Below are 26,060 nucleotides of genomic sequence, written 5' to 3' on the forward strand. Positions count from 1 at the left end.
CGAGCGGGCCACCAACGACGCTGCCCGAGGAGTCGCCGTGCTCTTGTCCTCCCGTCCCCGACTGGTTCTGGTCACCGCGGCCGCCGCCGCGCTGACCCTCACCTCCTGCACCAGCAGGGAAGAATCCCCCGCGGCCCCGTCGAGCGGCGGTGGGCCGGCCGCCAGCGCCCAGTCCGCCGCGCCGTCCGCCGACGGCTGCACGCTCGAGAAGACCGGTTACCCCAAGGTCGACCTGAAGACGGCGGTGGTCGGTTTCTCACAGTCCGAAAAGGAGGCCAATCCCTTCCGGATCACCGAGACCCAGTCCATCCGCGACGAAGCCGCGAAGCTCGGCATCGCGAGCGACAAGCTGCTGGTCACCAACGCCCAGAACGACCTGAACCGGCAGATCAGCGACATCAAGTCGATGCTCGACCGCGGCGCCCAGCTGCTGATCGTCGCGCCGCTGAACTCCGACGGCCTCCAGCCGGCCCTCGACGCGGCGAAGGCCAAAAAGGTCCCGGTCGTCACCATCGACCGCAAGGTGACGTCGCAGCCGTGCACCGACTACCTGACTTTCATCGGCTCCAACTTCGTCGAGCAGGGCAAGCGCGCCGCCCAGGCGATGGCGAAGTCGACCGGCGGCACCGGCAAGGTGGCGATCCTGCTCGGCTCGTCCGGCAACAACGTCACCACCGACCGCACCAAGGGCTTCAAGGACGAGCTCGCGAAGACGCCGGGCCTGTCCGTGGTCGCCGAGCAGACCGGCGAGTTCGACCGGTCCAAGGGCCAGGCCGTGATGGAGCAGCTCATCCAGAGCCACCCGGACATCACCGCCGTATACGCCGAGAACGACGAAATGGGCGTCGGCGCGGTCAACGCGCTCAAGACGGCCGGCAAGACCCCGGGCAAGGACGTCAAGATCGTCTCCATCGACGGCACCCGCAACGCCGTGCAGCTCATCGTCGACGGCAGCTACAACGCCGTGATCGAGTCCAACCCGCGCTTCGGCCCGCTGGCCTTCCAGACGCTGCAGAAGTTCGAGAGCGGCGAGCCGATCCCGGCGAGCATCGTGATCACCGACGACCAGTACGACGAGACCAACGCCGCGCAGAAGGTCGGGAACTCCTACAAATGACGGCAGCCACCGACGAGGACGTCGCCATGACGACCGCACCGGTGCTCGAGGTGGCCGGGGTGACCAAGCGGTTCCCCGGCACCCTCGCGCTCGACGACGTCAGCTTCGCGCTGCGGCCGGGCGAGGTGCACGCGCTGGTCGGCGAGAACGGCGCCGGCAAGTCCACGCTGATCAAGGTGCTCACCGGTGTCTACCGGCCCGACGAAGGCGAGGTCCGCCACCTCGGCGAGCCGGTGACGTTCAAGCGGCCGATCGACGCGCAGCGCGCCGGGATCTCCACGATCTACCAGGAGGTCAACCTCGTCCCGCTGATGAGCATCGCCGGCAACGTCTTCCTCGGCCGCGAGCCGCGCACGAAGACCGGGCTGGTGGACTGGTCCAGGATGTACGCCGACAGCCGCGAGCTGCTCAAGGGCTACGGCATCGACGACGACGTCAAGCGCCCGCTGCACACCCTGGGCGTCGGCGCGCAGCAGATGGTCGCACTCGCCCGCGCGGTCTCGACCGACGCGAAGGTCGTCATCATGGACGAGCCGACGTCGTCGCTCGAGCCGCGCGAGGTGGAGACGCTCTTCGAAGTGCTGAACCGGCTGCACGCCGAAGGCATCGCGATCGTCTACGTCAGCCACCGGATGGACGAGCTGTACCGGGTGTGTGACAGCGTCACCGTCCTGCGCGACGGCCGGGTCGTCCACAGCGGACCGCTGAAGCCGCTGCCGCGCATCGAGCTCGTGTCGCTGATGCTCGGCCGCGAGATCCGCCAGATCCGCGAAGAGGGCGTCACGGCGTTCGGCGAAGAGCACGAGGTCGAGCGCGAGCCGCTGCTCAAGGCCGAAGGCCTCTCCGGCCTGCGGAAGCTGCACGACGTCTCGGTGAGCATCCGGCCCGGTGAGGTCGTCGGCCTGGCCGGCCTGCTCGGCTCCGGCCGCAGCGAGACGGCCCGGGCCATCGTCGGCGCGTTCCCCCTCGACGGCGGCAGCGTGCTGCTGGCCGGAAAACCGCTGAAGAGGGGCAAGATCGCCCAAGCCGTGCGGGCCGGGATCGCGCTGCTGGCCGAGGACCGCAAGACCGACGGCATCATCCCGAACCTGTCCGTGCGCGAGAACATCGTGCTCGCCGCGCTGCCGGGACTCTCGCCGTTCGGCCTGGTCAGCAGGGCCAGGCAGGACCGGATCGTCAAGATCTTCATGGACCGCCTGCGGATCAAGGCCGCCAGTCCCGAGCAGAAGGTGTCGGAGCTGTCCGGCGGCAACCAGCAGAAGGTGCTCCTCGCCCGCTGGCTCGCCACCGGCCCGAAGATCCTCCTGCTCGACGAGCCGACCCGCGGCATCGACGTCGGCGCCAAGGCCGAGGTCCAGGCGCTGATCGACGAACTCGCGCAGGAAGGGCTGGGCGTCCTGCTTATCTCGTCCGAACTGGAGGAACTGATCGACGGCTCCGACCGCGTGGTCGTGCTGCGCGACGGCTCGGCCGTCGGGGAGCTGACCGGCGACCGCATCACCGAGGAAAACGTACTGACGGCCATCGCAGCGGAGGGTGACAACGATGTCCACCGCCACCCTTGAGCGCGCGAAGGTCACCGCGTGGCTGCAGGACTACGGCGTCTACCTGGCCGTCGTCGTGCTGCTGCTGTTCAACGTGGTGTTCACCGAGAACTTCCTGTCCGCGGCCAACTTCCGCACCCAGCTGGTGCAGGCGGCGCCGGTCTGCATCGTCGCGCTCGGCATGGCGCTGGTGATCGGCACCGAGGGCATCGACCTCTCGGTCGGCTCGGTGATGTCGATCGCCGCCGCGCTCATCCCCCTCTACCTGGGGGCGGGACCGATGAAGGCGATCATCGTGGCCGTCCTCGCCGGGATCGTGTCCGGCTTGTTCAGCGGCTACCTGGTGGCCTACCTGGGCATCCAGCCGATCATCGCAACGCTGGCGCTGCTGGTCGGCGGCCGCGGGCTCGCCCTGGTCATCGCCCACGGCCAGCTCGTCCAGCTGCACAACCGCGACTTCCTGCAGCTGGGCACCGGGGACGTCCTCGGCGTCCCGGTCATGGTCGTCGTCGCGGGCGTGCTGTCCGTGCTGGCCGGGCTGGTCGTGCAGCGCACGACGTTCGGGCGGCACCTGGTCGCCGTCGGCGGCAACCGCGCGGCGAGCTCCCTGGCCGGGCTGCCGGTGAAACGCGTGCTCGTCGGCGTCTACGTCATCTCGGGGGCACTGGCCGCGGTGGCCGGCGTGCTGGCGACGTCGAGGCTGGGCGCCAGCGACCCGAACGACCTCGGGCTCTTGATGGAGCTGTCCGCGATCACCGCGGTCGTCGTCGGCGGCACGCCGCTGACCGGCGGCCGGATCCGCGTGCTCGGCACCGTGTTCGGCGCGCTGCTCATGCAGCTCGTGCACGCCACCCTGATCAAGCACAACCTGCCGGACTCGACCGCGCAGATGGTCCAGGCGGCCATCATCGTCGTCGCGGTCTACGTCGCGCGCGAGCGGAGCAGCAGATGACCGCCACCACCACCGAACCCGCCGCGCGCAACGCCGCGTTCGCCGGAGTCCTGCAGCGGCAGGGCGCGGCCGTCGTGCTCGTGCTCGGCATCGCCGCCGCGTGGTTCGCCTTCCCGCGCTTCGGATCCGCGGACAACCTGCGCGACCTGGCGCTGCAGAGCTCGTTCCTCGCGGTGATCGCGCTCGGCATGACGTTCGTGATCATCTCCGGCGGCATCGACCTCTCGGTCGGCTCGAACTACGCCCTCGGTGGCGTGCTCGCCGCGTACGGCGCGCAGTACGGGCTGGTCGTGGCGATCCTGTTGCCGCTGGCGGTGTGTTCGCTGATCGGGTTCGTCAACGGCCTGCTCATCGCCCGCACCGGGATGGCGCCGTTCATCGTGACGCTGGCGTCGCTGCTGTTCGCCAGGGGGCTCCTGCTGGCCCTGACCTCCGAGGGCGCGACGACGTACAAAGTGGACGCCGGCTCGGCGTTCCTCTGGCTCGGCCAGGGCACGGTCTTCGGCATCGGCGTCCCGGTCTACCTGACGCTCGTCCTGTTCGCGCTCGGCGGCCTCCTGCTGCGCCGCACGCGCTTCGGCCAGTCGGTGTTCGCCATCGGCGGTGCCGAGCAGTCGGCGCTGCTGATGGGGCTTCCGGTCGCCCGCACCAAGATCAGCCTCTACACGCTCAGCGGCGCGCTCGCCGGCGTCGCGGGCATCCTCACCGCCGCGTACCTGCAGTCCGGCGTCACGGTGATCGGCGTCGGCACCGAACTCGACGCGATCTCCGTCGTCGTCATCGGCGGCACGCTGCTCACCGGCGGCGCCGGGACGATCATCGGCACGCTCGTCGGCGTGCTGCTGCGCACGCTGATCCAGAACGTCATCAACCAGATCGGCACCCTCGACTCCAACTACCAGACCGTGGTGAGCGGCGCCTTCCTGCTCGTCGTCGTGGTGATCCAGCGCCTGCTCGCGCGCTCCCGTACCCGCTGACCCCTGTCCCCTACCAGGAGGTTCAACGATGTTCCGCCCCGCCCGACTGGCTGCCGTGCTGGCACTGGTCCTCACCGGACTCGCGGTCCCCGCCGCGCACGCCGAGTCCCCACCGCAGTGGCAGCGGCTCACCCCGCCGCTGTCCACCCCGTGGACGAAGGACGTCTCCCCCGCCAACGCCCTCCCCGACTACCCCCGGCCCCAGCTGACCCGTGACAAGTGGCAGAACCTCAACGGCGTCTGGGAGTTCTCCTCGGCCAAGCCCGGCGAGGCCGCCCCGGTCGGCCGGTCCCTGGGAGAGCGCATTCTCGTGCCGTACCCGGTCGAGTCCGCGCTGTCCGGGATCATGCGCCACGAGACGAACATGTGGTACCGGCGGACGTTCCAGCTGCCGCGCGACTGGCGGGGGCAGCGGATCCTGCTGCACTTCCAGGCCGTCGACTACGACACCACGGTCATCGTCAACGGCAAGACCGTCAGCCGCCACACCGGCGGCTACGACGCCTTCTCGGCCGACGTCACCGACGCACTGACCACCGCACGCGACCAGGAGCTGATCGTCGGCGTCGCCGATCCGAACGACCAGGGCGGTCAGCCGATCGGCAAGCAGCGCCAGCCCGGTGACGGCATCTTCTACACGCCGTCGTCGGGCATCTGGCAGACCGTCTGGATGGAGCCGGTGGCGGCCGCGCGCATCGACCGCCTGGACGTCACGCCGGACCTCGGTTCCGTGACGGTGAACGCCGTCGTCGGCGGGCCGGTGAAGCAGCGCGTCGAAGCGGTGGCCTACGACCACGGCCGCCCGGTCGGGCGCGTCACGGGCGACGCGAACAAGCCGTTGAAGCTCAAGGTGGACCGGCCGCACCTGTGGTCCCCGGACGACCCGTTCCTCTACGACCTGCGGGTGAAGCTCGTCCCCTCGGGCGACGAGGTCGGCTCGTACTTCGGGCTGCGCACGATCGGCCTCGGCAAGACCGCCGACGGCAAGCAGCGGATGCTGCTCAACGGCAAGTTCGTCATGCAGGTCGGCCCGCTCGACCAGGGCTTCTGGCCGGACGGCATCTACACCGCGCCGACCGACGCCGCGCTGAAGTTCGACCTGGAACAGGAGAAGGCACTCGGCTTCAACATGGTGCGCAAGCACATCAAGGTCGAGCCGGACCGCTGGTACTACTACGCCGACAAACTGGGCCTCATGGTGTGGCAGGACATGCCGGCGATGAAGGACGACGTCGAGCCGTCGGCGGCTTCGCGGGTCAACTTCGAGTCCGAGATGAAGCGGATGATCGACCAGCACCGCAGCTTCCCGTCGATCGTGAGCTGGGTGCCGTTCAACGAAGGCTGGGGCGACTACGAGGTCGGCCGCATCGCCGATCTCGTCAAGTCCTGGGACCCGACGCGGCTGGTGAACGCCGAGTCCGGCGTCAACTGCTGCCGGTCCGAACCGGACAGCGGCAAGGGTGACATCTACGACGACCACACCTACACCGGCCCGGGCACGCCGACGCAGACCGGCCCGCGCGCGGCGGTCGACGGCGAGTACGGCGGCCTCGGCCTCAAGGTCGCCGGGCACGAGTTCGACGCGGCGGGCAGCTTCGCCTACGAAATGGAGCCCGACAGCGCGACGCTGACCCGGCGGTACGGCGAACTCCAGCAGCGCCTGCTGCTGGTCGCCCGGCGCTGCGGGGTGTCCGCGGGTGTCTACACGCAGACCACCGACGTCGAGAAGGAGGTCAACGGCTTCTTCACCTACGACCGGCAGGTGAAGAAGATGGACTTCGCGGCGGTCCGCGCGGCGAACCTCGCGGTGATCAAGGGTGCCACCGGCGCACCCGTGTCCGGTCCCTCGGTGCCGGCCGGAACGCCCGGGATCGACGGCATCGCGGCGTACCCCTTCGACGAGAACACCGGCACTTCGGCGAAAGACATCGTGGGCAGCCACGACGCCACGCTCGTCGGCGGCGCGGCCTGGACCGCGGGCAAGAACGGCTCGGCGCTGGCGGTGAACGGGTCGGGCCAGTACGCCGACACGGGTGCCGCGCTGGTGAACACCGAAGGCAGCTACAGCGCGGCGGCGTGGGTGAAGTTCAACGCCGTGGGTGACGGCTTCCAGACCGTGGTGAGCCAGGACGGCGACAGCAACAGCGCGTTCTTCCTGCAGTACTCGGGCGCGGACCACCGGCTGGCGATGAGCTTCGTGGGCACGCGGGCCCTGGCGCCCACCGCGCCGGAGCCGAACCGCTGGTACCACGTCGTCGGCGTCCGCGACGCGGCATCGGGCACGCTGAAGCTGTACGTCGACGGCCAATTGGCGGCGACGAAGAGCGTCTGCCTCGGCGAAGCATCGACGGGCCACACGGTGATCGGCCGCGGCAAGTACGGCGGCGGCCCGGTCGACTACCTCAACGGGGCGGTCGACCAGGTCCACGTCTACGACCGGGCGCTGTCCGACGCGGACGTGAGCGCGTTGTACAGCAGCGGCAAGTAGCGATTCGCCGGAATGGCCGCATCGGGTTTTCCGGTGCGGCCATTCCGCGGCTTCCGGCCGCGGTCGGCGGCCCTCACCCCTGCCGCGCGAGCAGCCCGGCCAGCAGGTTCGTGAGCCCCTCCGCCAGCCCGAACGCGGGCGGCTCCTCCCGCTCGGCCGCCGCCACGGCCGCCGTCGGGTTGGCCGCGGGCCACGAGCCCGACAGCAGGACCACCACCCCCCGGGCGAAGTGCCGGGCCGCCTCCGCCGGCAGCTCCGGCACCCGGATCCGCACCAGCTCGCCCAGCCGCTCGGTGTTCGCGGCGGCCCGGCGTTTGAAGCTGCGGGCGAACTCCACCGGGATGTTGCGCTCCAGCACCGGCGCCATCGAACTCAGCAGCTCGCACAGCACCGGCTGCCCGGTGAGCGTCGCCGCGATCGTCCCGGCGATCCGCTCCTCACGCGCGAAGCCGGGCTCCGCCGGCCCCGGTTCGCCGAGCGCGGCTTCGAGGTCGCCGAGCCAAGCCGTCCACGCGCTGTCGAGGACCTCCAGGAAGATCGCCTCGCGGCTGTCGAAGTACCGGATCACGTTGGACTTCGCCAGCCCGACGCGGCAGCTGAGCTCCCGCAGGCTGATGTCGGCGACCGGGCGCTCGGCGAGCAGCTCCCTCGCGGCGGCGAGGATGGCCCGCCGGCGCGCCTCGATCTGCTCGGGACGGCGGGCGCGCTGGAATCCGGCGCTCATGGCGCCGAGGCTACCGATCGGTCGAAGCCTTCGTTCCGGTTTCCCGGCGCGACTTGACCCGGCGGTAGCTCCAGCCCAGCAGCGCGAACAGGATCACCGACGACAGGATCAGGCTCGACCCGGTGCTCCAGCCGCTGAACGGCAGCGACTTCACCGTGCCCCAGACGATCCCCGCCGCCAGCAGCGCCAGCCCGGCCAGCACCGAGCCGGCGATGCGCAGCGGCGACGACACGCTGTCCTCGGCCGCCTTCATCGCGCGGTCGCGCACCGGGTCGACGTACCGCTCGAGCGCCGGGAACTCCGAGGCGAGCAGCAGCAACCCGGCCAGCACCAGCAGCAGCCCGGGGCCGGGCAACACGAGCAGCAGCACCCCGACCACCAGCAGGACGGCACCGGCCACCACCTTCAGGCCCCGCCTCATCCGCTTTCCGAGCCCCACGCGACCACTCCTGTCGTTTGGACCGATTCTTCCCGTCCCGGCCGCTGTCTGCCACTCACGAGAGCCCATACCCGCGCGGCGGCCACGACTAACGCGCAGAGCGTCGCCGAACCCAACCAGCCGACGACACCCGGCCAGACGTACAAGAGCTGCCCGAACGTGCCCCGCCGCCCGGCGAAGACGACCCCCATCAGGTCCGGCAGCAGCACCAGGACCACGCCGGGCACCAGGCAGGGCAGCAGCCGCAGTCCGGCCCGCCACGGGCTCGTCCGCCGCGCGGCCCACCGGCGCGCGTGGACGGAGCCGAGGGCGGCGAGCAGCACCGAAAGCAGGATCAGCCCGGCGAGCACCCGGTCCGCGACCACCCCGGCGGGCAGCGCGAGCTCCGGCGTACCGCCCTGGACCAGGGTGGCCAGGCCCTGCGCCAGCGTGTCCGCGTCGTTGTCCAGCGCCATGCCGGTGGTGGCGAGCACGGCGATGCCGTAGCCGTCCGGCAGCAGGAGCTGCGCGGCGGTGTGGCTGAACCACTCGCCGGTGTGGGACAGCCGTCCCGACGGATCGGCACGCCAGCCCAAGGCGTAGTCGCGCCCGGGTGCCGGGGTGTGCGCGAGCGCGACCGAGGACGGCGACAGGACACCGCCACCGTCACGCTGCGCGATCAGCCACCGCGCCAGGTCGTCCGCGGTGGTCAGCACGCCGTGGCTGCCACCGGTGAACCAGTCCGGTTCGGTCACCGGCACCTCGAACCCGAACGCCCGCACGTACCCCGGCGAGAGGTCCGCGGGCGGCTCGTCCACGGTCGTGCTCGACGTCATCCCGAGCGGCTGGAACAGGCGCGTCCGCAGGTAGGTGCCGAACGGCTGTCCGGCGACGACCTCGACGATCCGGGCGGCGACCTCGTAGTTCGGGTTGTGGTAGTGGAACCGCGTGCCCGGCTCGTCGGCGAGTTCGGCGTCCTTCAGCCGGGTGACGGCCTCGGCGAGGGTGTGCGGCTGCGGCAGCGCCAGATCGGGGAACGCCGAGTCGGCCATCCCGGACGTCTGGTCCAGCAGCATCCGGACGGTGATCTTCGCGCCGCGCGGGTCGGCGAGCCGGAAGTCCGCCAGGTACCGCGTCACCGGCTCGTCCAGCCCCAGCCGGCCCGCTTCGGCGAGCTGCAGGATCGCGAAGGCCGTCATGGACTTGCTCACCGACGCGATCGGCAGCCGGGTCGACGCCGTGAGAGGTGTGCCCGCGGCGTCGTGCCCGTACCCGGCGACGCGGACGACGTCCTGGCCGTGGGTGACCGCGACCGTGACGCCGGGCAGGCCGGTGTGGTCCAGGTAGGCGCGGACGTAGCTGTCGATGTCCCGCGGCGGGGCTGCGCCGGCCGGGGTGGCCGTGGCCAGCAGGAGGGCCGCCAGCACGAGGAGGAGCCGTGTCATGGCTGTGAAGGTAGGCAGCGCGGGGTGGCTGTCGCTGCTGCCGGACGGCCGGGGCGACCCCCTACTTTCGGCAGCTCCTTGACGGGCTGTCACGGCCGCCTTATCTTCAACTCATCGGTTGATAAACCATCTGGTTGACCAGGAGGTGCGGCTCATGCCGGGCGTGGTGGCGAGCTTCTGCATGTCGCTCGACGGGTTCGTGGCACGGCCCGACGACAGCGTCGGACCGCTCTTCGACTGGTACCAGGCCGGAGACGTCGAGGTGCCGATGGTCGGCTACCCGATGACGTTCCGCGTCGCACCCGCCAGCGCGCAGTACCTGAGCACGTTCCTCGATTCGGTGCGCCACAGCGCCTTCGTCTGCGGCCGCCGGGTGTTCGAGCACACCCACGGCTGGGGCGGCCGCCCCCCGGGCGGCGGCGCGGCGTTCGTCGTGACACACCGGCCCCCACCGGCCGGCTGGCCCGCGGACCACTTGGCGCCCTTCACGTTTTGCGCGGACATCGCGAGCGCGATCGAACAGGCCAAGGCGGCCGGCGACGGAACGGTGGGCGTTTCCGGGCCGTCGATCGCCCAGCAGCGCCTGCGCCTCGGCCTGCTCGACGAGGTGCGGATCGACCTGGTTCCGGTGCTGCTCGGCGCCGGCGTGCGGTACTTCGGGGACTCCGGCATCGGGAACGCCGAGCTGGAGCAGGTGGAAGTCGTTGCGGGGCAAGGGGTTACGCATTTGCGGTATCGGGTTCACTACCGCTGATCCCGGTTGGACACCACCTGATCGGTAACTGTTCAGGCCGTTTCGGGCTGTGAGCGGGGGTTGTGGGATGATCTTGTTGTGGGGGAAGGTGTTCGTCCGTCGTATGACGAGCTGGTCGCGTTGGTTGCAGCGCAGGCCGTGGAGCTCGCGCGGGCGCGGGAGGAGATCACCGCGTTGCGGGCGGAGGTCGCCGCACTCAAGCGCCAGCTGGGCACGAACTCGGGCAACTCCTCGATGCCACCATCCTCGGACCGGTTCGCCAAGCCCGCCCCCAAGTCACTGCGAGGCAAATCCGGACGCAAGCAGGGCAAGCAACCCGGAGCAGCGGGAGCGAACCTGTCCCTGGTGGAGAATCCGGACACGATCCTCGACCACGCACCGTCGGCCTGCTCGGGATGCGGCGCGGCCCTGCGCCGCGCCCACCGTGCGGGGATGATCCGGCGGCAGGTCGTGGACCTGCCACCAATCCACCCGTCGGTGACCGAGCATCGTCTGCACCGGTTGCGGTGCCGCGGATGCCACCACGTCACGACCGCACCCGCCCCAGCCGAGGCGACCGCGCCCGCCTGTTACGGACCGAACGTGACCGCGTTGGCGGTCTATCTGCTGACTTACCAGCACATCCCGGTGGCCAGGACAGCGCAACTGCTGCAGGACCTGCTCGGGGTGCCCGTGTCGACCGGCTGGGTCGCCGGTGTTCTCCCTCCGGTCGCCGCGCAGCTCGACGGGTTCGCCGAGCGGGTCGAGGACGCGTTGCGGGCCGCGCCGGTGGCGCACTTCGACGAGACCGGCATTCGGGTCGAAGGAAAGAACTGGTGGCTGCACGTCGCCTGCACCCCACGCCTGACCGCCTACCTGCCGCATCCCCAGCGTGGTGGTGAGGCGATGGACGAGTTCGGGATCCTCACTCGGTTCCGTGGTGTTGCGGTCCATGACGGGTTGATGTCATATCAGGACTTCGGGCGCAACCACGCCCGCTGCAACGCCCACCATCTCCGCGAACTGGTCGCGGCCGGCGAAGCGCATCCGGAGCACGCCTGGCCCCGGATCGCCATGAAGACTCTCGAAGAGCTCAATACCGCTGCTCATGCCGCCCGCGACGCCGGCCTGGCCGCGATTCCCGCCAATATCGTCGATCCGTTGCTCTCGAGGTTCGTCCGCACTGTCCACCTTGGTCTGCTGCACCCGCCGGATCGGGGTCGCAAGCAAAGCAAGACACGGAACCTGCTGGTGCGCCTACGCGACTACCAGCACCAAGTGCTGCTCTTCGCCCGCGACCTCACCGTCCCGTTCACCAACAACCAAGCCGAACGGGACCTGCGGATGATCAAGGCACAGCTGAAGATCTCCGGCGGCTGGCGCACACAACACGGCGCCCATGCCTGGCTGCGGGTTCGTGGCTACATCTCCACCGCACGCAAGAACGGCCTCCACATCATCACCGCACTCCGTGACGCCATCACCGGAAACCCCTGGCTGCCAACAACTATCGAAATTGCCTGAATAGTTACCCTGATCGTGTGATGAACTCATGTTCGATGCTCGGTAATCTTGAGCTATGTCCGACAACGCGACTCTCTCCTCCGACGCGGTGGCCATCGCCGACCGCATCGGTGAGCTGCTCGCGTGCATGCGCTCTGCCGAAGCCGAACTTGGTGCACTGCTGGTGGAAATCGAACAGCGTGGGGTGATGGAGCTCTTCGGCTACCGCTCTGCCGCTCGGCTGTTGGAGCATCTCGGCGATGTTCCCAAGCAGGCCGGCGAACGGATGATGAAACGCGCTCGCGCTCTCAATCCGGGCCGGAATCTCGACGGCAGCCCGATTCCCGCTTTGGCGCCCGCGACTGGTGTTGCCGCGCTGGCGGGGCGGTTGAGCAACCCGATGATCGATGTGATCACCGGGGTGCTCACCCAAGTCCCGCCCGAGCATCACGCGAACGTCGAAGTCGACCTTCTGACTTTCGCCGCCGATGCCGGACACAAGCAGGTCGCCGCCCTCGGCGCCCGCATCCTCGCCCACCTGAACCCCGACGGCGCCGAACCGGACGACACCGAGCCCGCCACCCCGACCCGGGAACTGTTCTTGCGCCGCAAGCGAACCGGGGTCTGGGAGTTGAACGGCACGTTCGACGACGAGACCGGCACCCGCACCAACGCCCTACTCGACTCGCTCGCCGAACGCCGCACCACCGACGACGGCCCCGACCACCGCACCCTGCCCCAACGCTACGGCGACGCCTTCTCCGACGCGGTCGACCTCGCCCTCAACTCCCCAGACCTACCCATGCAAGCCGGAGAACGAGCCCACGTGATGGTCGCGGTGTCGCTAGCCGACCTAAGGACCGGCGTGGGGACAGCCACTCTCGGCGACACCGGTGAGATGACCGCTGCCGAAGCCCGGGTGCACGCCTGCGACAGCATGCTCATCCCCGCCGTCCTCGGTGACAAGAGCGAACCGCTCAACCTCGGTCGCCTCCGCCGCTTGATCTCTGCCGGACTCCGCCGCGCCCTGTACCTGCGCGACCGCGGCTGCGCCTTCCCCGGCTGCCACCGACCACCACGCCACTGCCAAGGTCACCACATCCGCCACTGGGCCGACGGCGGACCCACCAACCTCACCAACCTCGTCCTGATGTGCGCCCACCACCACCGACTCCTGCACCGCTCCGGCTGGGAAGTCCGCATCGCCCCCGACGGCCTTCCCGAATTCCTCCCACCGGTGTTCATCGACAGGCGCCGAAAACCCAGGCGCAACAACCTCCACGAACCACTGCCATTCGCAGCCTGAGCCAGCCGGACACGGGAAAGGCCCGCAGCCATACGGCTACGGGCCCACACCCACGCCAATCCGGGCAGGCGACCGACTCAGCAGTCGCAGCGCATCGGCAGACCACGCCCATCGACCGCCAGCCGGCTCAACCGCCTGCAGGCTTCACTCGGCCGCCAGCAGCTGCTCGAACGGCACGAAATCCGGCTCCCCCGACGCAGAAGGCCGTCCACCCGCCAGCGAAGCCAGCTCCGCCCCTGCCTTCTCGATCCGCCGCTGCAACGCCCCCGAGGCCTCACCACTGCCCCAGTCGGACGAAGCCGCGTACACGCCCGTTGCGACCGGATCCGCCTTCAAATACCCGAACAACGGCCGCAACTGGTAGTCGAGCACCAGGGAATGCCGTTCCGTCCCGCCCGTGGCCGCGAGCAGCACCGGCTTGCCCACCAGCGAATCCGCGTCCAGTACGTCGAAGAACGACTTGAACAACCCGCTGTACCCCGCCGTGAACACCGGCGTCACCGCGATCAGCGCGTCCGCGCCGGTCACCGTCTCGATCGCCGTGCGCAGCTGCGGGCTCGGGAAGCCCGTCAGGAGGTTCTTCGTGATGTCCAACGCCACGTCCCGCAACTCCACCACCGACACCGAGACCGGTTCCCCGGCCGCGGCGACGGTCGCCGCGGCCAGGCGGTCGGCCAGCAGGCGGGTCGACGAAGGCACCGACAGACCCGCCGTCACCACTGCGAGCTTCATACCGTTGCCTCCACCGAAGCCGAAGCGGCCGCCTTCAGCGACGCGTGCGTCGGCGCGTCCGGGACGTGGGCGGGGCGCCGGGCGTCCAGTTCCTTGCGCAGCACCGGGATCACGTGCTCGCCGAGCAGGTCGAGCTGCTCCAGCACCGTCTTCAGCGGCAGGCCCGCGTGGTCCATCAGGAACAGCTGGCGCTGGTAGTCACCGAAGTTCTCGCGGAAGGTCAGCGTCTTGTCGATGACCTCCTGCGGGCTGCCGACCGTCAACGGCGTCTGCTCCGTGAACTCCTCCAGGGACGGGCCGTGCCCGTACACCGGTGCGTTGTCGAAGTACGGCCGGAACTCGTTCCACGCGTCCTGGGACTTCGGGCGGATGAACGCCTGGCCGCCCAAGCCGACGATCGCCTGGTCCGCCGATCCGTGGCCGTAGTGCTCGAAGCGCTGGCGGTAGAACGAGATCAGCTGCTGGAAGTGCGACGTCGGCCAGAAGATGTGGTTGGCGAAGAAACCGTCGCCGTAGTACGCCGCCTGCTCGGCGATCTCCGGGCTGCGGATGGACCCGTGCCAGACGAACGGCGGGACGCCGTCCAGGGGCCGCGGTGTCGACGTGAAGCCCTGCAGCGGGCTGCGGAACTTGCCGGACCAGTCGACGACGTCCTCGCGCCAGAGCCGGCGCAGCAGCGCGTAGTTCTCGATCGCGAGGGGGATGCCCTGGCGGATGTCCTGGCCGAACCACGGGTAGACCGGGCCCGTGTTGCCGCGGCCCATCATCAGGTCGACGCGGCCGTCGGCGAGGTGCTGCAGCATCGCGAAGTCCTCGGCGATCTTCACCGGGTCGTTCGTGGTGATCAGCGTCGTCGACGTCGACAGGATCAGCTTGGACGTCTGCGCCGCGATGTGGCCCAGCATCGTCGTGGGCGACGACGGGACGAACGGCGGGTTGTGGTGCTCGCCGGTCGCGAAGACGTCGAGGCCGACCTCCTCCGCCTTGAGCGCGATGCGGACCATCGCCTTGATCCGCTCGTGCTCCGTCGGCGTGGTGCCGTTGGTGGGATCGGTCGTGACGTCGCCCACCGTGAAGATTCCGAACTGCATGACCTGCTCCCTTCGCGAGCACCATCTTACATGCGCGTTCAACTACTTCCAAGCAAGAGATATTCCGGCCGTCAGGTGCTCCAAGGGCACCGGCTAAGGTCGTGGGCATGGACGCGGAGCTCGCTCGGCTGGGTTTGGCAGAACGTTCGGTACGACTACTCGCCGGTCGCGACATCTGGGCCTCGATCACCCCCTTGCTCGCCCCGCGCCGGAACCTGGTGGCCGCCTTCGGCCACGTCGGCCCCGGCGCGGCGGCCTTGCTGCCCTTGCAACCCGGCGACACGCTGATCACGGACGCGAGCCTGGACACGGTGCTGTCCGGCGCGACGAGCCCGCACGCGCTGCTGCACTGGGTCAAGGCGGGCGTGATCGTGCACTCGCTGCGGGGGCTGAACGCGAAGCTGGTGATCGCGGAGGACGACCCGTCCTTCGTCGTGGTCGGCTCGGCCGACGTCACCGCCGCCGGCCCGCGGCAGCTGTTCGAGGCCGTCACCGTCTCCCACGAGCGGCACACCGTCGAGGAGGCCCAGGAGGCCTGGCTCGAGTGGTGCGACCTCGCGGGCCCCTCGCTGACCGCCGGTGACCTGGAGCCGCTGCTGGAGCAGTACGGCGCCGGCAAGCTCGTCACGGCCCGCCCCGCGGCGACCCGGTCCGCCGCGGCCCGGCCGGTGGTGACCAGCCGCCCGGTGACGCCGGTCCGGCCCGCGGCCGCGACACCGCCGCCCTCGCCGGTGCGCCCGGCGGCCCCGCCCGCTTCCCCGGTGCGCCCGGGCGTTCCGGGCGCGGCTCCTTCGGGCGTGATCCGTCCGGGTGTCCCCGGTGGCCCGGCCACCACGACCCGCCCCGGCGCCCCGGGGAGCCCGGCCACCACGTCCGCGACCCGCCCCGGCGTCCCTGGGGGCCCGGCCGCGGACCACCCCGGCGCCTCGAACGGAGCCACCCCTTCCGAGGTCGCGGGCCCCGCACAGCCCGCCGCGGCCACGCCGGCCGCCTCCCCCGCCGAGCCGGGCACCACGCAGCCGGAACAGCCGGAGCCTGCCGCGGCCGCCGCCGAGCCCGGTTCCCCGAACGGGACCGCGGAACCGGTTGCGGCCGAGCCGGAAGCCGAAGCCCCCGAAGCCACTGACGTGCCCCGGCCGTCCTGGCCGCGGCCGGCCGAGCTGTACCTGGTCAGCCTCGTCGAAGGCGGCGAACCGAACGCCGAGGCCGCGTACCGGCTCGAAGAGCTGCAGCGCGAATACACCCACCCGGGCGAAGCCGGCGAGTCGCCGTTCCGCGTCGAGCTGCTCTGGGCCGACGACGGCCAGGGCCAGGACCCGCCGCGGACGCTCCGCCAGGGCGTGCACGTGATCCCCGTCTACAGCCAGAAGCAGGGCCGTCCCCTCGTCGGGTCGCGGATCGAGGCCCCCGGTCTCGTCCTGCAGGCGTACATCGACGAGTTCGCGTACCCCCGCCGTACCTACTGCTACGTCCTGACCCGGCAGTCGGCCGCCAAACCGGCCTTCGGGGACCTCCGCAAGGCCCTCGCCGCGATCGGCGAGAAGCCGAACTTCCGGAACAGCTTCCAGGTCCCGCGGAAGATCGAAGCCCTGCTGGGCCTGTGGCCCGACCTGGGCTACGACCCCCGCTGACGCGCGGCGTACGCCACTCCGGGGACGGGAGCGCGCGAAAGTTGTCGGGGTCGGCGGATATCCTGCACTACGGTGCAGGCGAGTCCGCACCACCACCAGCACTTTCGCGAGCCACGATCCGGGAGAACGACCCTGTGACTGCCGAGACCTTGTACGGGGCCGACGACCTGACGCATCTCGAGGGTCTCGAAGCCGTCCGCAAACGACCCGGGATGTACATCGGCTCCACCGACAGCCGGGGCATCAACCACCTCTTCTCCGAAGTGGTGGACAACTCGACGGACGAGGGTGTCGCCGGCCACGCGACGAAGATCGTCGTCACCCTGCACGCCGACGGCAGCGTCCAGGTGGACGACGACGGCCGCGGGATCCCGACCGGCACCCACGCCAAGTCCGGTTTGTCCGGCGTCGAGCTGGTGCTGACGCGCCTGCACGCCGGCGGCAAGTTCGGCGGCTCGGGCTACAAGACCTCCGGCGGCCTCCACGGCGTCGGCGCTTCGGCGGTCAACGCGCTGTCGCACCGCTTCGACGTCACGGTGAAGCAGGACGGCAAGGTCCACCAGATGTCGTTCAAGCACGGCGTCCCCGGCACGTTCGACGCGCCCGGCCCCAAAGCCAAGTTCACCCGCCGGTCCGGCCTGAACCTCGTCGGCAAGATGAAGCGCGGCGAGCGCAGCGGCACGTCGATCCGCTACTGGTACGACGCGCGCTACTTCGAGTCCGGCGCGGCGCTGGACGTCGAGGCCGTGCGGACCAAGATGCGCAACACCGCGTTCCTCGTCCCGGGCGTCACGTACGTGCTGCGCACGGCGATCGAAGACACGATCAACGAGGAGACCTTCCACTTCCCGCACGGCCTGGTCGACATGGTCGACTTCCTCACGCCGTCGGGCGAGAAGCCGGTCTGCGGCACGCTGCTGATCACCGGCGAGGGCACGTACAAGGAGAACGCGGCGGACGCAGCAGGCGTCATGCAGTCCAATGTGGAGCGGCACGCCGAGATCGAGGTGGCGCTGCGCTGGGGCACCGGCTACGAGCGCACGGTGGAGTGCTTCACCAACACGATCCGCAACGTCCACGGCGGCACGCACCGCCGAGGCTTCGACCGCGCGATGGCGAAGGCGTTGCAGGACGCCATCTCCAAGACCCGCGGGCTGCTCAAGCCCAAGGAGGACATGCCGACGATCGAGGACGTCCTCGAGGGCATGACCGCGGTCGTGCACGTCCGGCTCCCGGAGCCGCAGTTCACGTCGCAGACGAAGGACGAGCTGTCCACCGCCGGCATCACCCGGGTCATCCAGGGCATCGTCGACAAGCACGTCAAGGCCTGGACCGAGGACCGCAAGACCAAGTCCGAGGCCAAGGTCGTGCTGCAGAAGGTGGTCGACGCCTCCCGCGTCCGGCTCACCCAGAAGCAGCAGAAGGACGCCGCCCGGCGCAAGACCGCCCTGGAAGGCGCGGCGATGCCGCCGAAGCTGGTCGACTGCCGCACCACCGGCGTCGCCCGCAGCGAGCTGTTCCTGGTCGAGGGCGACAGCGCGCTGGGGTCGGCGCGGATGGCGCGCGTCTCGGAGTACCAGGCGCTGCTGCCGCTGCGCGGCAAGATCCTGAACGTCCAGAAGGCGTCGCTGGGCGACACGCTGAAGAACGCCGAGATCGCGTCGATCGTCCAGGTCCTGGGCGCGGGCACCGGGCGCACGTTCGACCTGACGACCATGCGCTACGGCCGCGTGATCCTGATGGCGGACGCGGACGTCGACGGCTCGCACATCCGCACGCTGCTGATCACGCTGTTCGCGAAGTACATGCGCCCGGTGATCGAGGACGGCCGGCTGTACGCAGCGATGCCGCCGTTGCACAAGCTGGTCACGAAGGGCCGCAACCCGGAGACGCACTTCACCTTCACCCAGCGCGAGATGGAGCAGAAGTTCGCCGAGCTGGAGAAGGCGGGCAAGAGCATCGTCACGCCGGTGCCGCGGTTCAAGGGTCTCGGCGAGATGGACGCCGACGAGCTGTGGGAGACCACGATGAACCCGGCGACCCGCTCGGTCCGCCGGATCACCATGGACGACGCCGAAGCCGCCGAGGGTGCGCTGGAGCTGCTGATGGGCGAGAAGGTCGAGCCCCGGCGGAACTGGCTGGTCGCCTCCTCCGACCGGGTCGACCGCGAAGCCATCGACGCCTGAGTTTTTCGTAGCTACCAAGGAGTTCTGCCGTGGCACGCCGCAAGGGCACCACCACCAAGGTCGATCCGAGCGCGTTCGACGCCGCCGGGGCGCAGGTCTTCGAGAACCCGCTGAAGACGGAGATCGAAGACTCCTACCTGGAGTACGCGTACTCGGTCATCCACTCGCGCGCCCTGCCGGACGCGCGGGACGGGCTCAAGCCGGTGCACCGCCGGATCCTGTACTCGATGAACGAGAACGGCTACCGGCCGACGCACGCGTACGTGAAGTCGTCGCGCGTGGTCGGTGACGTGATGGGCAAGTACCACCCCCACGGCGACGTCGCGATCTACGACGCGATGGTGCGGCTGGCGCAGGACTTCTCACTGAACGTCCCGCTGATCGACGGCCACGGCAACTTCGGCTCCCCCGACGACGGCCCGGCCGCCAGCCGGTACACCGAGGCGCGGATGTCGCCGGAGGCGATGCAGCTGGTCGGCGAGCTCGGCGAGGACACCGTCGACTTCCGCCCGAACTACGACGGTTCGCTCGAAGAGCCGTCCGTGCTGCCCGCGGCGTTCCCGAACCTGCTGGTCAACGGCACGTCCGGGATCGCGGTCGGGATGGCGACCAACATGATCCCGCACAACCTCGGCGAGGTCATCGCCGCGGCGCGGTGGCTGATCACGCACCCGTCCGCGACGCTCGACAAGCTGATGGAGTTCGTGCCGGGCCCCGACCTGCCGACCGGCGGCAAGCTGCTGGGCCTCGACGAGGTCCGCCGCGCCTACGAAACCGGCCGCGGCGTGGTCCGGATGCGCGCGAGCGTCGAGACCGGGCCACTCGAAGGCAGCCGCGGGCGGCAGGCGATCACCGTCACCGAGCTGCCCTACGGCGTCGGGCCGGAGAAGGTGATCGAGAAGATCACCGACGAGGTCAACAAGTCCAAGCGGCTCACCGGCATCGCCGACGTCAAGGACCTCACCGACCGCGAGAACGGCACGCGGCTGGTCATCGAGTGCAAGGTCGGCGTCAACCCGCAGGCGCTGCTGGCCGACCTCTACCGGCTGACACCGCTGGAGCAGTCGTTCGGCATCAACAACCTGGTCCTCGTCGACGGCCAGCCGCAGACCCTGGGCCTGAAGGAACTCCTGGAGGTCTTCCTCCGCCACCGCTACGACGTCGTCACGCGGCGCACGAAGTACCGGCGCCGCAAGCGCGAAGAGCGGCTGCACCTGGTCGACGGCCTGCTGATCGCGCTGCTGAACATCGACAAGGTGATCAAGCTCATCCGCGAAAGCGAGAACGCGCAGGCCGCGAAGGACGGCCTGATGACGCGCTTCAAGCTGTCGGAGATCCAGGCGACGTACATCCTGGACACGCCGCTGCGCCGGCTGACCAAGTACGACCGCCTCGAACTCGAGTCGGAGCAGGAGCGCCTGCGCGAGGAGATCGCGGAGCTGACCAAGATCCTCGACGACGAGTCGGTGCTGAAGAAGCTCGTCTCGGCCGAGCTGGCGAAGGTCGCGAAGGACTTCACGACCGAGCGCCGCACCGCGCTGATCGACGGCGACCTGAAGGAGGTCCTGGCCGCGTCCAAGCCGTCCGGGCCCCTGGAGGTCGCGGACGACCCGTGCCAGGTGATCCTGTCGGCGACCGGGCTCGTGGCGCGCACCGCCGCCGAGTCCGAAGAAGCCACCGAGACGCGTCGCCGCAACGGCCGAGTGAAGCACGACGCGGTGGCGGCATTGGTCCACACGACCGCGCGCGGGCAGGTCCTGCTGGTGACCAGTCGCGGCCGGGCGTTCAAGACCGACGTGCTGCCGCTGCCGGTGCTGCCCGAGCAGGCCGGCACGGTGTCGCTGCGCGGCGGCATGGCGGCGAAGGAACTGGTGCCGCTGGAGAAGGGCGAGACGGTCGTCGGGATCGCGCCGCTGGGCGAGCAGGCGGCGGGCTCGCCGGGCCTGGCGCTCGGCACCCGGGCCGGCGTCGTCAAGATCTGTTCGCCGGAGTGGCCGGTCCGCTCGGACGAGTTCGAGGTCATCTCGTTGAAGGACGGCGACGAGGTCGTCGGCGCGACGTGGCTGACGGACGGCTCGGAGACGCTGGCGTTCGTGTCGTCGGAGGCGTCGCTGCTGAAGTACGCGGCGTCCCTGGTCCGCCCGCAGGGGCTCAAGGGCGGCGGAATGGCCGGGATCAACCTGCCCGGCGAGGCGACGGCGGTGTTCTTCGGCGCGGTCCGCACGGACGACGACGAGCACGGCGAGCCGATGGTGATCACCGCGACGGGCCAGAGCGTGAAGATGACGCCGTTCAGCGAGTACCCGGCGAAGGGCCGCGCAACGGGCGGCGTCCGCGCCCAGCGGTTCCTCAAGGGCGAAACGGCGTTGCGGGTGGCCTGGATCGGCCCACGCCCGGCGGCCGCGGCCCGCAACGGCGACCCGGTGGAGCTCCCGGAGATCGACGTCCGCCGCGACGGCTCGGGCCACGCCCACCCCGGCCCGGACGTGGTGGGCCACCTCATCGAGCGCGGCTGATCCGTGAGGGGCCACCTCGGCAGGTGGCCCCTCACGCCCCGCTAGGCGACCTTGAACGACTGAGCGGCGCTGCCGCTGCAGGCCGCCTGGACCAGCTGGACGCTGTCCGCCGTGGACGAGCCCGGCACGGTCAGGCACTTGCCGCTGTGGCGGGCGACGAAGTGGTAGTAGCCGCCGCCCTCGGGCACCGGCTGCCACTGCTGGTTGCCGCCGCCGCTGTAGGACCACAGCTGCAGCCCGGCGTTGTCCGCGGTCGAGACGTCGGTGACGTCGATGACCTCGGCCGCGTTCGTCCGGTTGTTGATCCGGTCGTAGCCGCCGCTCGTCGGGGCGAACTGGTATTGCTGGGCGGCGGTGCCGTTGCACGTGTACTGCTGGATCACCGTGCCGTTGGCGCTGCCGGCCGCGCGGGCGTCGACGCACTTGCCGGACGCCTTGTTAGTCACCGCGTAGAAGGCCGCGGGGTCGATCGTGCCCGGGTCGGTCGGCCCGGTCGAGCCGCCACCGAGCCACTTGAGCCCGTCCAGCACGAACCGGTTCTGGTCGGCGCTCTCGAACGTCGACGACAGCGCCGTGTTCGTGTCGTAGTTCATCGCGTTGTGGCCGAAGTTGGCGTAGAGCATCTTGTAGTTCTTGTTCGTCCACGCGATCGGGTAATAACCGCTGTACCAGGTCTGGTTCGGGTCGGTGCCGATCGGGAAGGTGCCCTGGTCCATCGACGCCAGGACGGTGATGTTGCCGTTCTGGCGCAGGTCGTTCTGCCAGGCGTACCACTCCGACGTCGACGACCGGATCGTCGCCGGCAGGTTCGCCGTCGACGGGTGCGTGCGGTTCTCGATCTTCAGCGTCTCCGGGGTGGGGCCCCACGTGTTCGACGTGAACCGGCCGGTGCCGAGGAAGTCGTTGTGGAACCAGTTGGCGTACGACGGCGTCGAGCTGTCGTTGTAGGCGGTGACGTGGAAGCCGAAGAACCCGCCACCCGCCTGCATGTACCGCTGGAAGCCCTGGAACTGCGCCTGCGACTGCGGCTGGTCGTCGAGGAACAGCACCACCTGGTACTGGTCCGGGGTGATGGTCGTGAGCTGGTTCCAGTTGGTCGTCGCGGTGTAGGTGAACCCGTTGACCGACGCCTGCTGCGGGAACCAGACGTTCGCTTCCTTCTCGAAGCTGATGTGCGCGGCGTCGTAACTGCCGCTGTAGAAAGCCAGCACCTTGAACGGGGTCGCGGCCTGGACGGGCGGAGCGCCGAGGCTCAACCCCAGGCACGCGGCGAAGAACGCCAGGATCCGGATCAGCGGACGGCGGGATCTCATGGGCGGACCTTTCCGGTGGGGGACGGGGATCACCAGGGGCGGTGCGGGTACCGCAGGCCGAAGCCGAACGGGAACAGCGCGGGTTGGCCGTCGCCGGCGTTGATCGGCTGCTGGCCGGCGCTGCGCATCCAGGTCACCGGCAGCTTGCCGGTCGGGTTGTAGTCGCCGAAGAGAACGTCGGCGACACCCTGTCCTTCGCTGCCCGGGAGCCACGATTCGAGGAGCCCGGCCCAGTCCGGCAGCTGCGCGGCGATGTCGAGCGGACGTCCGGACACGAGCACGACCACCGTCGGCACCCCGGAGTCCTTCAGCTTCTGCAGCGTGGCGAGGTCGGTGGCGTCCAGCCCCATCCCCTGGGGCCGATCGCCCTTGCCTTCGGCGTACGGCGTCTCCCCCACGACCGCGACGGCGACGTCGTAGCTCTGGTCGATCCCCGTGCCGTCCTTGGCGAAGGTGACGTTCGAGGACTTCTGCCGGAGGCCCTGCAGGATGGTGGTGCCCGGGATGACCGGGCCGCCGGTGCCTTGCCACCCGACCGTCCAGCCGCCGGACTGGTTGCCGAGGTCGTCGGCGTTCTTGCCGGCCACGAAGACCTTGCCCCGCTTCGAAAGCGGCAGGACATTCCCTTCGTTCTTCAGCAGCACCTGGGATTCCCGCACGGCCTGGCGCGCGAGATCGCGGTGCGGCTTGCTGCCGATCGTGTTCAGGAACCGGCGGTCGGTCAGCGGGTGCTCGAACAGGCCGAGCTCGAACTTCTTGGTGAGGATGCGGCGGTTGGCGTCGTCGATCCGGGACATCGGCACGCGGCCCTGTTCCACCAGCGACCGCAGCGTGTCGATGAACTTCTGCCACTCGTAGGGCACCATCACCATGTCGATGCCGGCGTTGATCGACGCCTCGACCTCTTCCGGGGTGAAGCCGCTCTTGCCGTCGATCTTGTCGACGCCGTTGTAGTCGGAGACGACGATCCCGGTGAACCCGAGTTCCTTCTTGAGGACGTCGTTGACCAGGTAGGAGCCGGCGTGCATCTTGACGCCGTTCCAGCTGCTGTAGGAGATCATCACCGAGCCGACCCCGCGCTGGATCGCGGCCTTGAACGGCGGGAGGTGGATCGCGCGCAGCTCCTGCTCGCTGATCTCGGTGTTGCCCTCGTTGACGCCGCCGGTGGTGCCGCCGTCGCCGACGTAGTGCTTGGCGGTGGCCAGCACCGAGCCGGGCTGGTTCAGCCGGCGCCCCTGCAGGCCGGTGATGATCGACGTCATCTGCGTGGCGAGCTGCGGGACCTCGCCGAAGGACTCGTAGGTGCGGCCCCAGCGGTCGTTGCGGGCGACGCACAGGCAGGGCGCGAAGTCCCAGTCGATCCCGGTGCCGGAGACCTCTTCCGCGGTGGCGCGGCCGATCTTCTCGACCAGCCGCGGATCGCGCGTCGCGCCGAGGCCGATGTTGTGCGGGAAGACGGTGGCGCCGTAGAGGCCGTTGTGCCCGTGAACGGCGTCGACCCCGTAGATCAGCGGGATGCCCAGCGGCGTGGCGAGCGCGGCCTTCTGGAAGCCGTCGTACATGTCGGCCCAGGTGACGGGGGTGTTCGGGGCCGGCTGCGAGCTGCCGCCGGAGAGCAGCGAGCCGAGCCGTCCGGTGGTCACGTCCGCCGGGCTTTTGACCCCCAGGCGTTCGGCCTGCATCATCTGGCCGAGCTTGTCGTCGAGGGACATCCGGCCCAGCAGGTCGGCCACCCGCACCTTGACCGGCCGCCAGGCGTCCCGGTAGGCCGGGCCGTGCTGCCCGGCCGTCGCGGGTGTTTCCGACGCCAGCAGCAACGCCAGAGCCAGCGCGCCGATACCGAGCCTGCGTTCGAGGCGCATCCGGGTCCTCCTCGTCGAGCGACCAAAATTCACGCCTTGAATTAATGCATAGCCGTTACGGGTTGGTCCAGACCTCTGAATGAACTCGGTTTCCGCTCAGCGGGATGGGACTTCCGGTCGGGAACTGGCCTGATTCGGCCATACGGTGACACCATGACTCGCGAACACGAAGACCTCCTGGGCCTGCTGGCCGAAGTCCGCAAGCGCTTGCTGATCCCGGCCCGCGGCATCTCGGACGCCGACGCGGCCAAGCGCACGACGGTCAGCGAGCTGACCCTGGGCGGCTTGATCCGCCACCTGGCCACGGGCGAGCGCCTCTGGCTGCAGATCCTGCGGACGGCCGACGGATCGCTGCCGGACGGCATGCTGGACACGGACCAGTACGCGATGAGCGAGACGCTGTCCCACTGGCTCGCGGCTTACGCGGAGGCCGCCGCCGCGACGGACGAGTACGTGGCTTCGCTGCCTTCACTGGACGTCGAGGTACAGCTGCCGACGACGCCGTGGTCACCCCCGGAACCCCAGTTCTGGTCGGCCCGCCGGATCGTGCTGCACCTGATCCACGAGACGGCCCAGCACGCCGGCCACGCGGACATCATCCGCGAGTCGCTGGACGGCGCGAATTCGACCGCCCAGCTGGCTTAACGGTCCGAGCGCAGCGAGGCCGGGTCGAAGGATTCCCAGTACGCGTCCTCGTCCTCGGCACTCGCGGCCGGCGCGGGTTCCGGCGATGAAGGCGCGGCCCCCAGCCGTTCGGCTCGCAGCCGCTGGAACTCCTCGACCGTCATGCCGGGGTCGTCGTCCTCGGCGCGGGCCGGGGCCGGCATCCCGGTCATCTGCTCGATCATGGCCGTCATGTCCTCGCCGAGCAGCAAGGCCACCTTGTTGTAGCCGTCCTGGGTCGCCTCGCGCATCGCCGCCTGGGCGATCTCCACCACCAACGGCCCCAGTCGCTCGCCCAGCTCCACCGCCGAGGGGGCCAGCCACAGCCGCAGGAGTTTGCCGCGGGCGTCGACCGTCACCTCGACCTGGCCGTCGAGGTCGTGGGCCGTGCCCGACGCCGACGCGAGCAGTTCCTCCACGCGGGCCATGGCCTCTTCGCGGGCCCGGGCCTGGGCGATCAGCTGGCGGGTCGTGATCACCGCGGTCCCCCACCGTAGGAGTAGGTCTCGGCGTCCGGGTCGTCGTCCGGAATCGGCTCGTAGCCCAGGGTTTCCAGCTGCTCGCGATCGACGACGGGCGACAGCGCGTGGTACATCCGGTCGCCCGCGCGGCGGGTCGCGCGCTGGGCCAGCTCGAAGATCCGGTCGGCGAGCACCGCGGACCCGTGCCGCAGCTCCGATCGGTGGATCGACACGCCCGTCAGCAACCCGCCCGGCGCCACCTGGACCTCGATGCCGCCGGACGAAGCCTTGCCCACCACCGGACCCGAGCGCGCGAGGCGGGCGGACGCCTCCGCGCCCGCCCGCTCCGCCTGTTCGGCGATCCGCGCGGACGCCAGGTCGATGTCGAATTCAGCCAC

At 70.0% G+C, this 26,060-nt stretch carries 21 protein-coding genes; 12 read left to right on the forward strand and 9 right to left on the reverse strand.

What is annotated here, in order from left to right; translation table 11 throughout:
• The first annotated feature begins 37 nt into the window (after positions 1 to 37).
• The 5 genes from ACFVYA_RS14690 to ACFVYA_RS14710 are packed head-to-tail and all read left to right on the forward strand — an operon-like array spanning position 38 to position 7,078.
• Positions 38 to 1,117 (forward strand): ABC transporter substrate-binding protein, encoded by a 1,080-nt coding sequence (locus tag ACFVYA_RS14690; protein WP_387045195.1) that lies wholly within the window; start codon positions 38 to 40, stop codon positions 1,115 to 1,117.
• Positions 1,114 to 2,682, forward strand: coding sequence for a sugar ABC transporter ATP-binding protein (locus ACFVYA_RS14695; protein WP_387045196.1), 1,569 nt, complete (start codon positions 1,114 to 1,116; stop codon positions 2,680 to 2,682). The genes ACFVYA_RS14690 and ACFVYA_RS14695 overlap by 4 nt, the downstream gene beginning before the upstream one ends.
• On the forward strand, positions 2,663 to 3,613 hold the full coding sequence (locus tag ACFVYA_RS14700; protein ID WP_387045197.1) for an ABC transporter permease: 951 nt from the start codon (positions 2,663 to 2,665) through the stop codon (positions 3,611 to 3,613). The genes ACFVYA_RS14695 and ACFVYA_RS14700 overlap by 20 nt, the downstream gene beginning before the upstream one ends.
• Positions 3,610 to 4,590: an ABC transporter permease gene (locus ACFVYA_RS14705; protein ID WP_285988661.1), complete on the forward strand. Its 981-nt coding sequence runs from the start codon at positions 3,610 to 3,612 to the stop codon at positions 4,588 to 4,590. The genes ACFVYA_RS14700 and ACFVYA_RS14705 overlap by 4 nt, the downstream gene beginning before the upstream one ends.
• Before the next feature lie 28 nt (positions 4,591 to 4,618).
• The gene (locus ACFVYA_RS14710; protein ID WP_387045200.1) at positions 4,619 to 7,078 is read left to right on the forward strand and encodes a LamG-like jellyroll fold domain-containing protein; all 2,460 of its coding nucleotides are present in this window, start codon (positions 4,619 to 4,621) and stop codon (positions 7,076 to 7,078) included.
• Between the two features lie 73 nt (positions 7,079 to 7,151).
• Here ACFVYA_RS14710 and ACFVYA_RS14715 read toward each other — a convergent pair whose 3' ends face one another.
• The 3 genes from ACFVYA_RS14715 to ACFVYA_RS14725 are packed head-to-tail and all read right to left on the reverse strand — an operon-like array spanning position 7,152 to position 9,665.
• The gene (locus ACFVYA_RS14715; protein WP_387045202.1) at positions 7,152 to 7,802 is read right to left on the reverse strand and encodes a TetR family transcriptional regulator; all 651 of its coding nucleotides are present in this window, start codon (positions 7,800 to 7,802) and stop codon (positions 7,152 to 7,154) included.
• Positions 7,803 to 7,812: 10 nt separating this feature from the next.
• Positions 7,813 to 8,241 (reverse strand): PGPGW domain-containing protein, encoded by a 429-nt coding sequence (locus ACFVYA_RS14720; protein ID WP_285988658.1) that lies wholly within the window; start codon positions 8,239 to 8,241, stop codon positions 7,813 to 7,815.
• Positions 8,220 to 9,665 carry a serine hydrolase domain-containing protein gene (locus ACFVYA_RS14725; protein ID WP_387045204.1) on the reverse strand — a complete coding sequence of 482 codons (1,446 nt, stop codon included), beginning with the start codon at positions 9,663 to 9,665 and terminating at the stop codon, positions 8,220 to 8,222. The genes ACFVYA_RS14720 and ACFVYA_RS14725 overlap by 22 nt, the downstream gene beginning before the upstream one ends.
• Before the next feature lie 154 nt (positions 9,666 to 9,819).
• Here ACFVYA_RS14725 and ACFVYA_RS14730 point away from each other — a divergent pair, with 154 nt between their 5' ends.
• The 3 genes from ACFVYA_RS14730 (at position 9,820) to ACFVYA_RS14740 (ending at position 13,207) form a co-directional block, all read left to right on the forward strand.
• Complete coding sequence (locus ACFVYA_RS14730) at positions 9,820 to 10,419, forward strand: dihydrofolate reductase family protein (protein ID WP_387045207.1); 600 nt, start codon at positions 9,820 to 9,822, stop codon at positions 10,417 to 10,419.
• A 78-nt stretch (positions 10,420 to 10,497) separates the two neighbouring features.
• Positions 10,498 to 11,922 (forward strand): IS66 family transposase, encoded by a 1,425-nt coding sequence (tnpC, locus tag ACFVYA_RS14735; protein WP_387045209.1) that lies wholly within the window; start codon positions 10,498 to 10,500, stop codon positions 11,920 to 11,922.
• Positions 11,923 to 11,977: 55 nt separating this feature from the next.
• On the forward strand, positions 11,978 to 13,207 hold the full coding sequence (locus ACFVYA_RS14740) for a DUF222 domain-containing protein (protein ID WP_387045212.1): 1,230 nt from the start codon (positions 11,978 to 11,980) through the stop codon (positions 13,205 to 13,207).
• A 144-nt stretch (positions 13,208 to 13,351) separates the two neighbouring features.
• Here the strand turns inward: ACFVYA_RS14740 and ACFVYA_RS14745 are convergent, their stop codons facing one another.
• Together ACFVYA_RS14745 and ACFVYA_RS14750 are read right to left on the reverse strand one after the other, a co-directional pair.
• On the reverse strand, positions 13,352 to 13,939 hold the full coding sequence (locus ACFVYA_RS14745) for an FMN reductase (RefSeq protein WP_387045214.1): 588 nt from the start codon (positions 13,937 to 13,939) through the stop codon (positions 13,352 to 13,354).
• Complete coding sequence (locus tag ACFVYA_RS14750) at positions 13,936 to 15,030, reverse strand: LLM class flavin-dependent oxidoreductase (protein WP_285988652.1); 1,095 nt, start codon at positions 15,028 to 15,030, stop codon at positions 13,936 to 13,938. Before ACFVYA_RS14750 ends, ACFVYA_RS14745 begins: the two co-directional genes overlap by 4 nt.
• Positions 15,031 to 15,137: 107 nt before the next feature.
• Between ACFVYA_RS14750 and ACFVYA_RS14755 the strand changes: the two genes are divergently transcribed.
• The 3 genes from ACFVYA_RS14755 to ACFVYA_RS14765 all read left to right on the forward strand — a co-directional run bounded on the left by ACFVYA_RS14755 (position 15,138) and on the right by ACFVYA_RS14765 (position 21,363).
• A complete protein-coding gene (locus ACFVYA_RS14755; protein WP_387045216.1) occupies positions 15,138 to 16,661 on the forward strand; it encodes a hypothetical protein in 1,524 nt (507 codons plus the stop codon).
• Positions 16,662 to 16,795: 134 nt separating this feature from the next.
• The gene (locus tag ACFVYA_RS14760) at positions 16,796 to 18,847 is read left to right on the forward strand and encodes a type IIA DNA topoisomerase subunit B (RefSeq protein WP_285988650.1); all 2,052 of its coding nucleotides are present in this window, start codon (positions 16,796 to 16,798) and stop codon (positions 18,845 to 18,847) included.
• A gap of 29 nt (positions 18,848 to 18,876) precedes the next feature.
• Positions 18,877 to 21,363: a DNA topoisomerase (ATP-hydrolyzing) subunit A gene (locus tag ACFVYA_RS14765; RefSeq protein ID WP_387045218.1), complete on the forward strand. Its 2,487-nt coding sequence runs from the start codon at positions 18,877 to 18,879 to the stop codon at positions 21,361 to 21,363.
• Between the two features lie 41 nt (positions 21,364 to 21,404).
• Here the strand turns inward: ACFVYA_RS14765 and ACFVYA_RS14770 are convergent, their stop codons facing one another.
• Together ACFVYA_RS14770 and ACFVYA_RS14775 are read right to left on the reverse strand one after the other, a co-directional pair.
• Complete coding sequence (locus ACFVYA_RS14770) at positions 21,405 to 22,676, reverse strand: RICIN domain-containing protein (RefSeq protein ID WP_387045219.1); 1,272 nt, start codon at positions 22,674 to 22,676, stop codon at positions 21,405 to 21,407.
• Between the two features lie 29 nt (positions 22,677 to 22,705).
• Positions 22,706 to 24,538 carry a glycoside hydrolase family 3 protein gene (locus tag ACFVYA_RS14775; RefSeq protein WP_387045221.1) on the reverse strand — a complete coding sequence of 611 codons (1,833 nt, stop codon included), beginning with the start codon at positions 24,536 to 24,538 and terminating at the stop codon, positions 22,706 to 22,708.
• Between the two features lie 153 nt (positions 24,539 to 24,691).
• On the opposite strand from ACFVYA_RS14775, the gene ACFVYA_RS14780 reads away from it, so the two are divergent.
• Complete coding sequence (locus ACFVYA_RS14780) at positions 24,692 to 25,183, forward strand: DUF664 domain-containing protein (protein ID WP_387045222.1); 492 nt, start codon at positions 24,692 to 24,694, stop codon at positions 25,181 to 25,183.
• Here the strand turns inward: ACFVYA_RS14780 and ACFVYA_RS14785 are convergent.
• Together ACFVYA_RS14785 and ACFVYA_RS14790 are read right to left on the reverse strand one after the other, a co-directional pair.
• A complete protein-coding gene (locus ACFVYA_RS14785; RefSeq protein ID WP_387045224.1) occupies positions 25,180 to 25,680 on the reverse strand; it encodes a YbaB/EbfC family nucleoid-associated protein in 501 nt (166 codons plus the stop codon). The genes ACFVYA_RS14780 and ACFVYA_RS14785 overlap by 4 nt on opposite strands.
• On the reverse strand, positions 25,677 to 26,060 hold the full coding sequence (locus ACFVYA_RS14790; RefSeq protein ID WP_285988645.1) for a YbaB/EbfC family DNA-binding protein: 384 nt from the start codon (positions 26,058 to 26,060) through the stop codon (positions 25,677 to 25,679). Before ACFVYA_RS14790 ends, ACFVYA_RS14785 begins: the two co-directional genes overlap by 4 nt.

It is taken from the genome of Amycolatopsis sp. NPDC058278 (assembly GCF_042881395.1).
Classification (GTDB): Bacteria; Actinomycetota; Actinomycetes; order Mycobacteriales; family Pseudonocardiaceae; genus Amycolatopsis.

Coding starts and splice junctions, on each gene's coding strand:
- ACFVYA_RS14695 (WP_387045196.1), top strand. CDS start 1,114: ATGACGGCAGCCACCGACGAGGACGTCGCCATGACGACCGCACCGGTG.
- ACFVYA_RS14700 (WP_387045197.1), top strand. CDS start 2,663: ATGTCCACCGCCACCCTTGAGCGCGCGAAGGTCACCGCGTGGCTGCAG.
- ACFVYA_RS14705 (WP_285988661.1), top strand. CDS start 3,610: ATGACCGCCACCACCACCGAACCCGCCGCGCGCAACGCCGCGTTCGCC.
- ACFVYA_RS14710 (WP_387045200.1), top strand. CDS start 4,619: ATGTTCCGCCCCGCCCGACTGGCTGCCGTGCTGGCACTGGTCCTCACC.
- ACFVYA_RS14715 (WP_387045202.1), bottom strand. CDS start 7,802: ATGAGCGCCGGATTCCAGCGCGCCCGCCGTCCCGAGCAGATCGAGGCG.
- ACFVYA_RS14725 (WP_387045204.1), bottom strand. CDS start 9,665: ATGACACGGCTCCTCCTCGTGCTGGCGGCCCTCCTGCTGGCCACGGCC.
- ACFVYA_RS14730 (WP_387045207.1), top strand. CDS start 9,820: ATGCCGGGCGTGGTGGCGAGCTTCTGCATGTCGCTCGACGGGTTCGTG.
- ACFVYA_RS14740 (WP_387045212.1), top strand. CDS start 11,978: ATGTCCGACAACGCGACTCTCTCCTCCGACGCGGTGGCCATCGCCGAC.
- ACFVYA_RS14745 (WP_387045214.1), bottom strand. CDS start 13,939: ATGAAGCTCGCAGTGGTGACGGCGGGTCTGTCGGTGCCTTCGTCGACC.
- ACFVYA_RS14750 (WP_285988652.1), bottom strand. CDS start 15,030: ATGCAGTTCGGAATCTTCACGGTGGGCGACGTCACGACCGATCCCACC.
- ACFVYA_RS14755 (WP_387045216.1), top strand. CDS start 15,138: ATGGACGCGGAGCTCGCTCGGCTGGGTTTGGCAGAACGTTCGGTACGA.
- ACFVYA_RS14770 (WP_387045219.1), bottom strand. CDS start 22,676: ATGAGATCCCGCCGTCCGCTGATCCGGATCCTGGCGTTCTTCGCCGCG.
- ACFVYA_RS14775 (WP_387045221.1), bottom strand. CDS start 24,538: ATGCGCCTCGAACGCAGGCTCGGTATCGGCGCGCTGGCTCTGGCGTTG.
- ACFVYA_RS14780 (WP_387045222.1), top strand. CDS start 24,692: ATGACTCGCGAACACGAAGACCTCCTGGGCCTGCTGGCCGAAGTCCGC.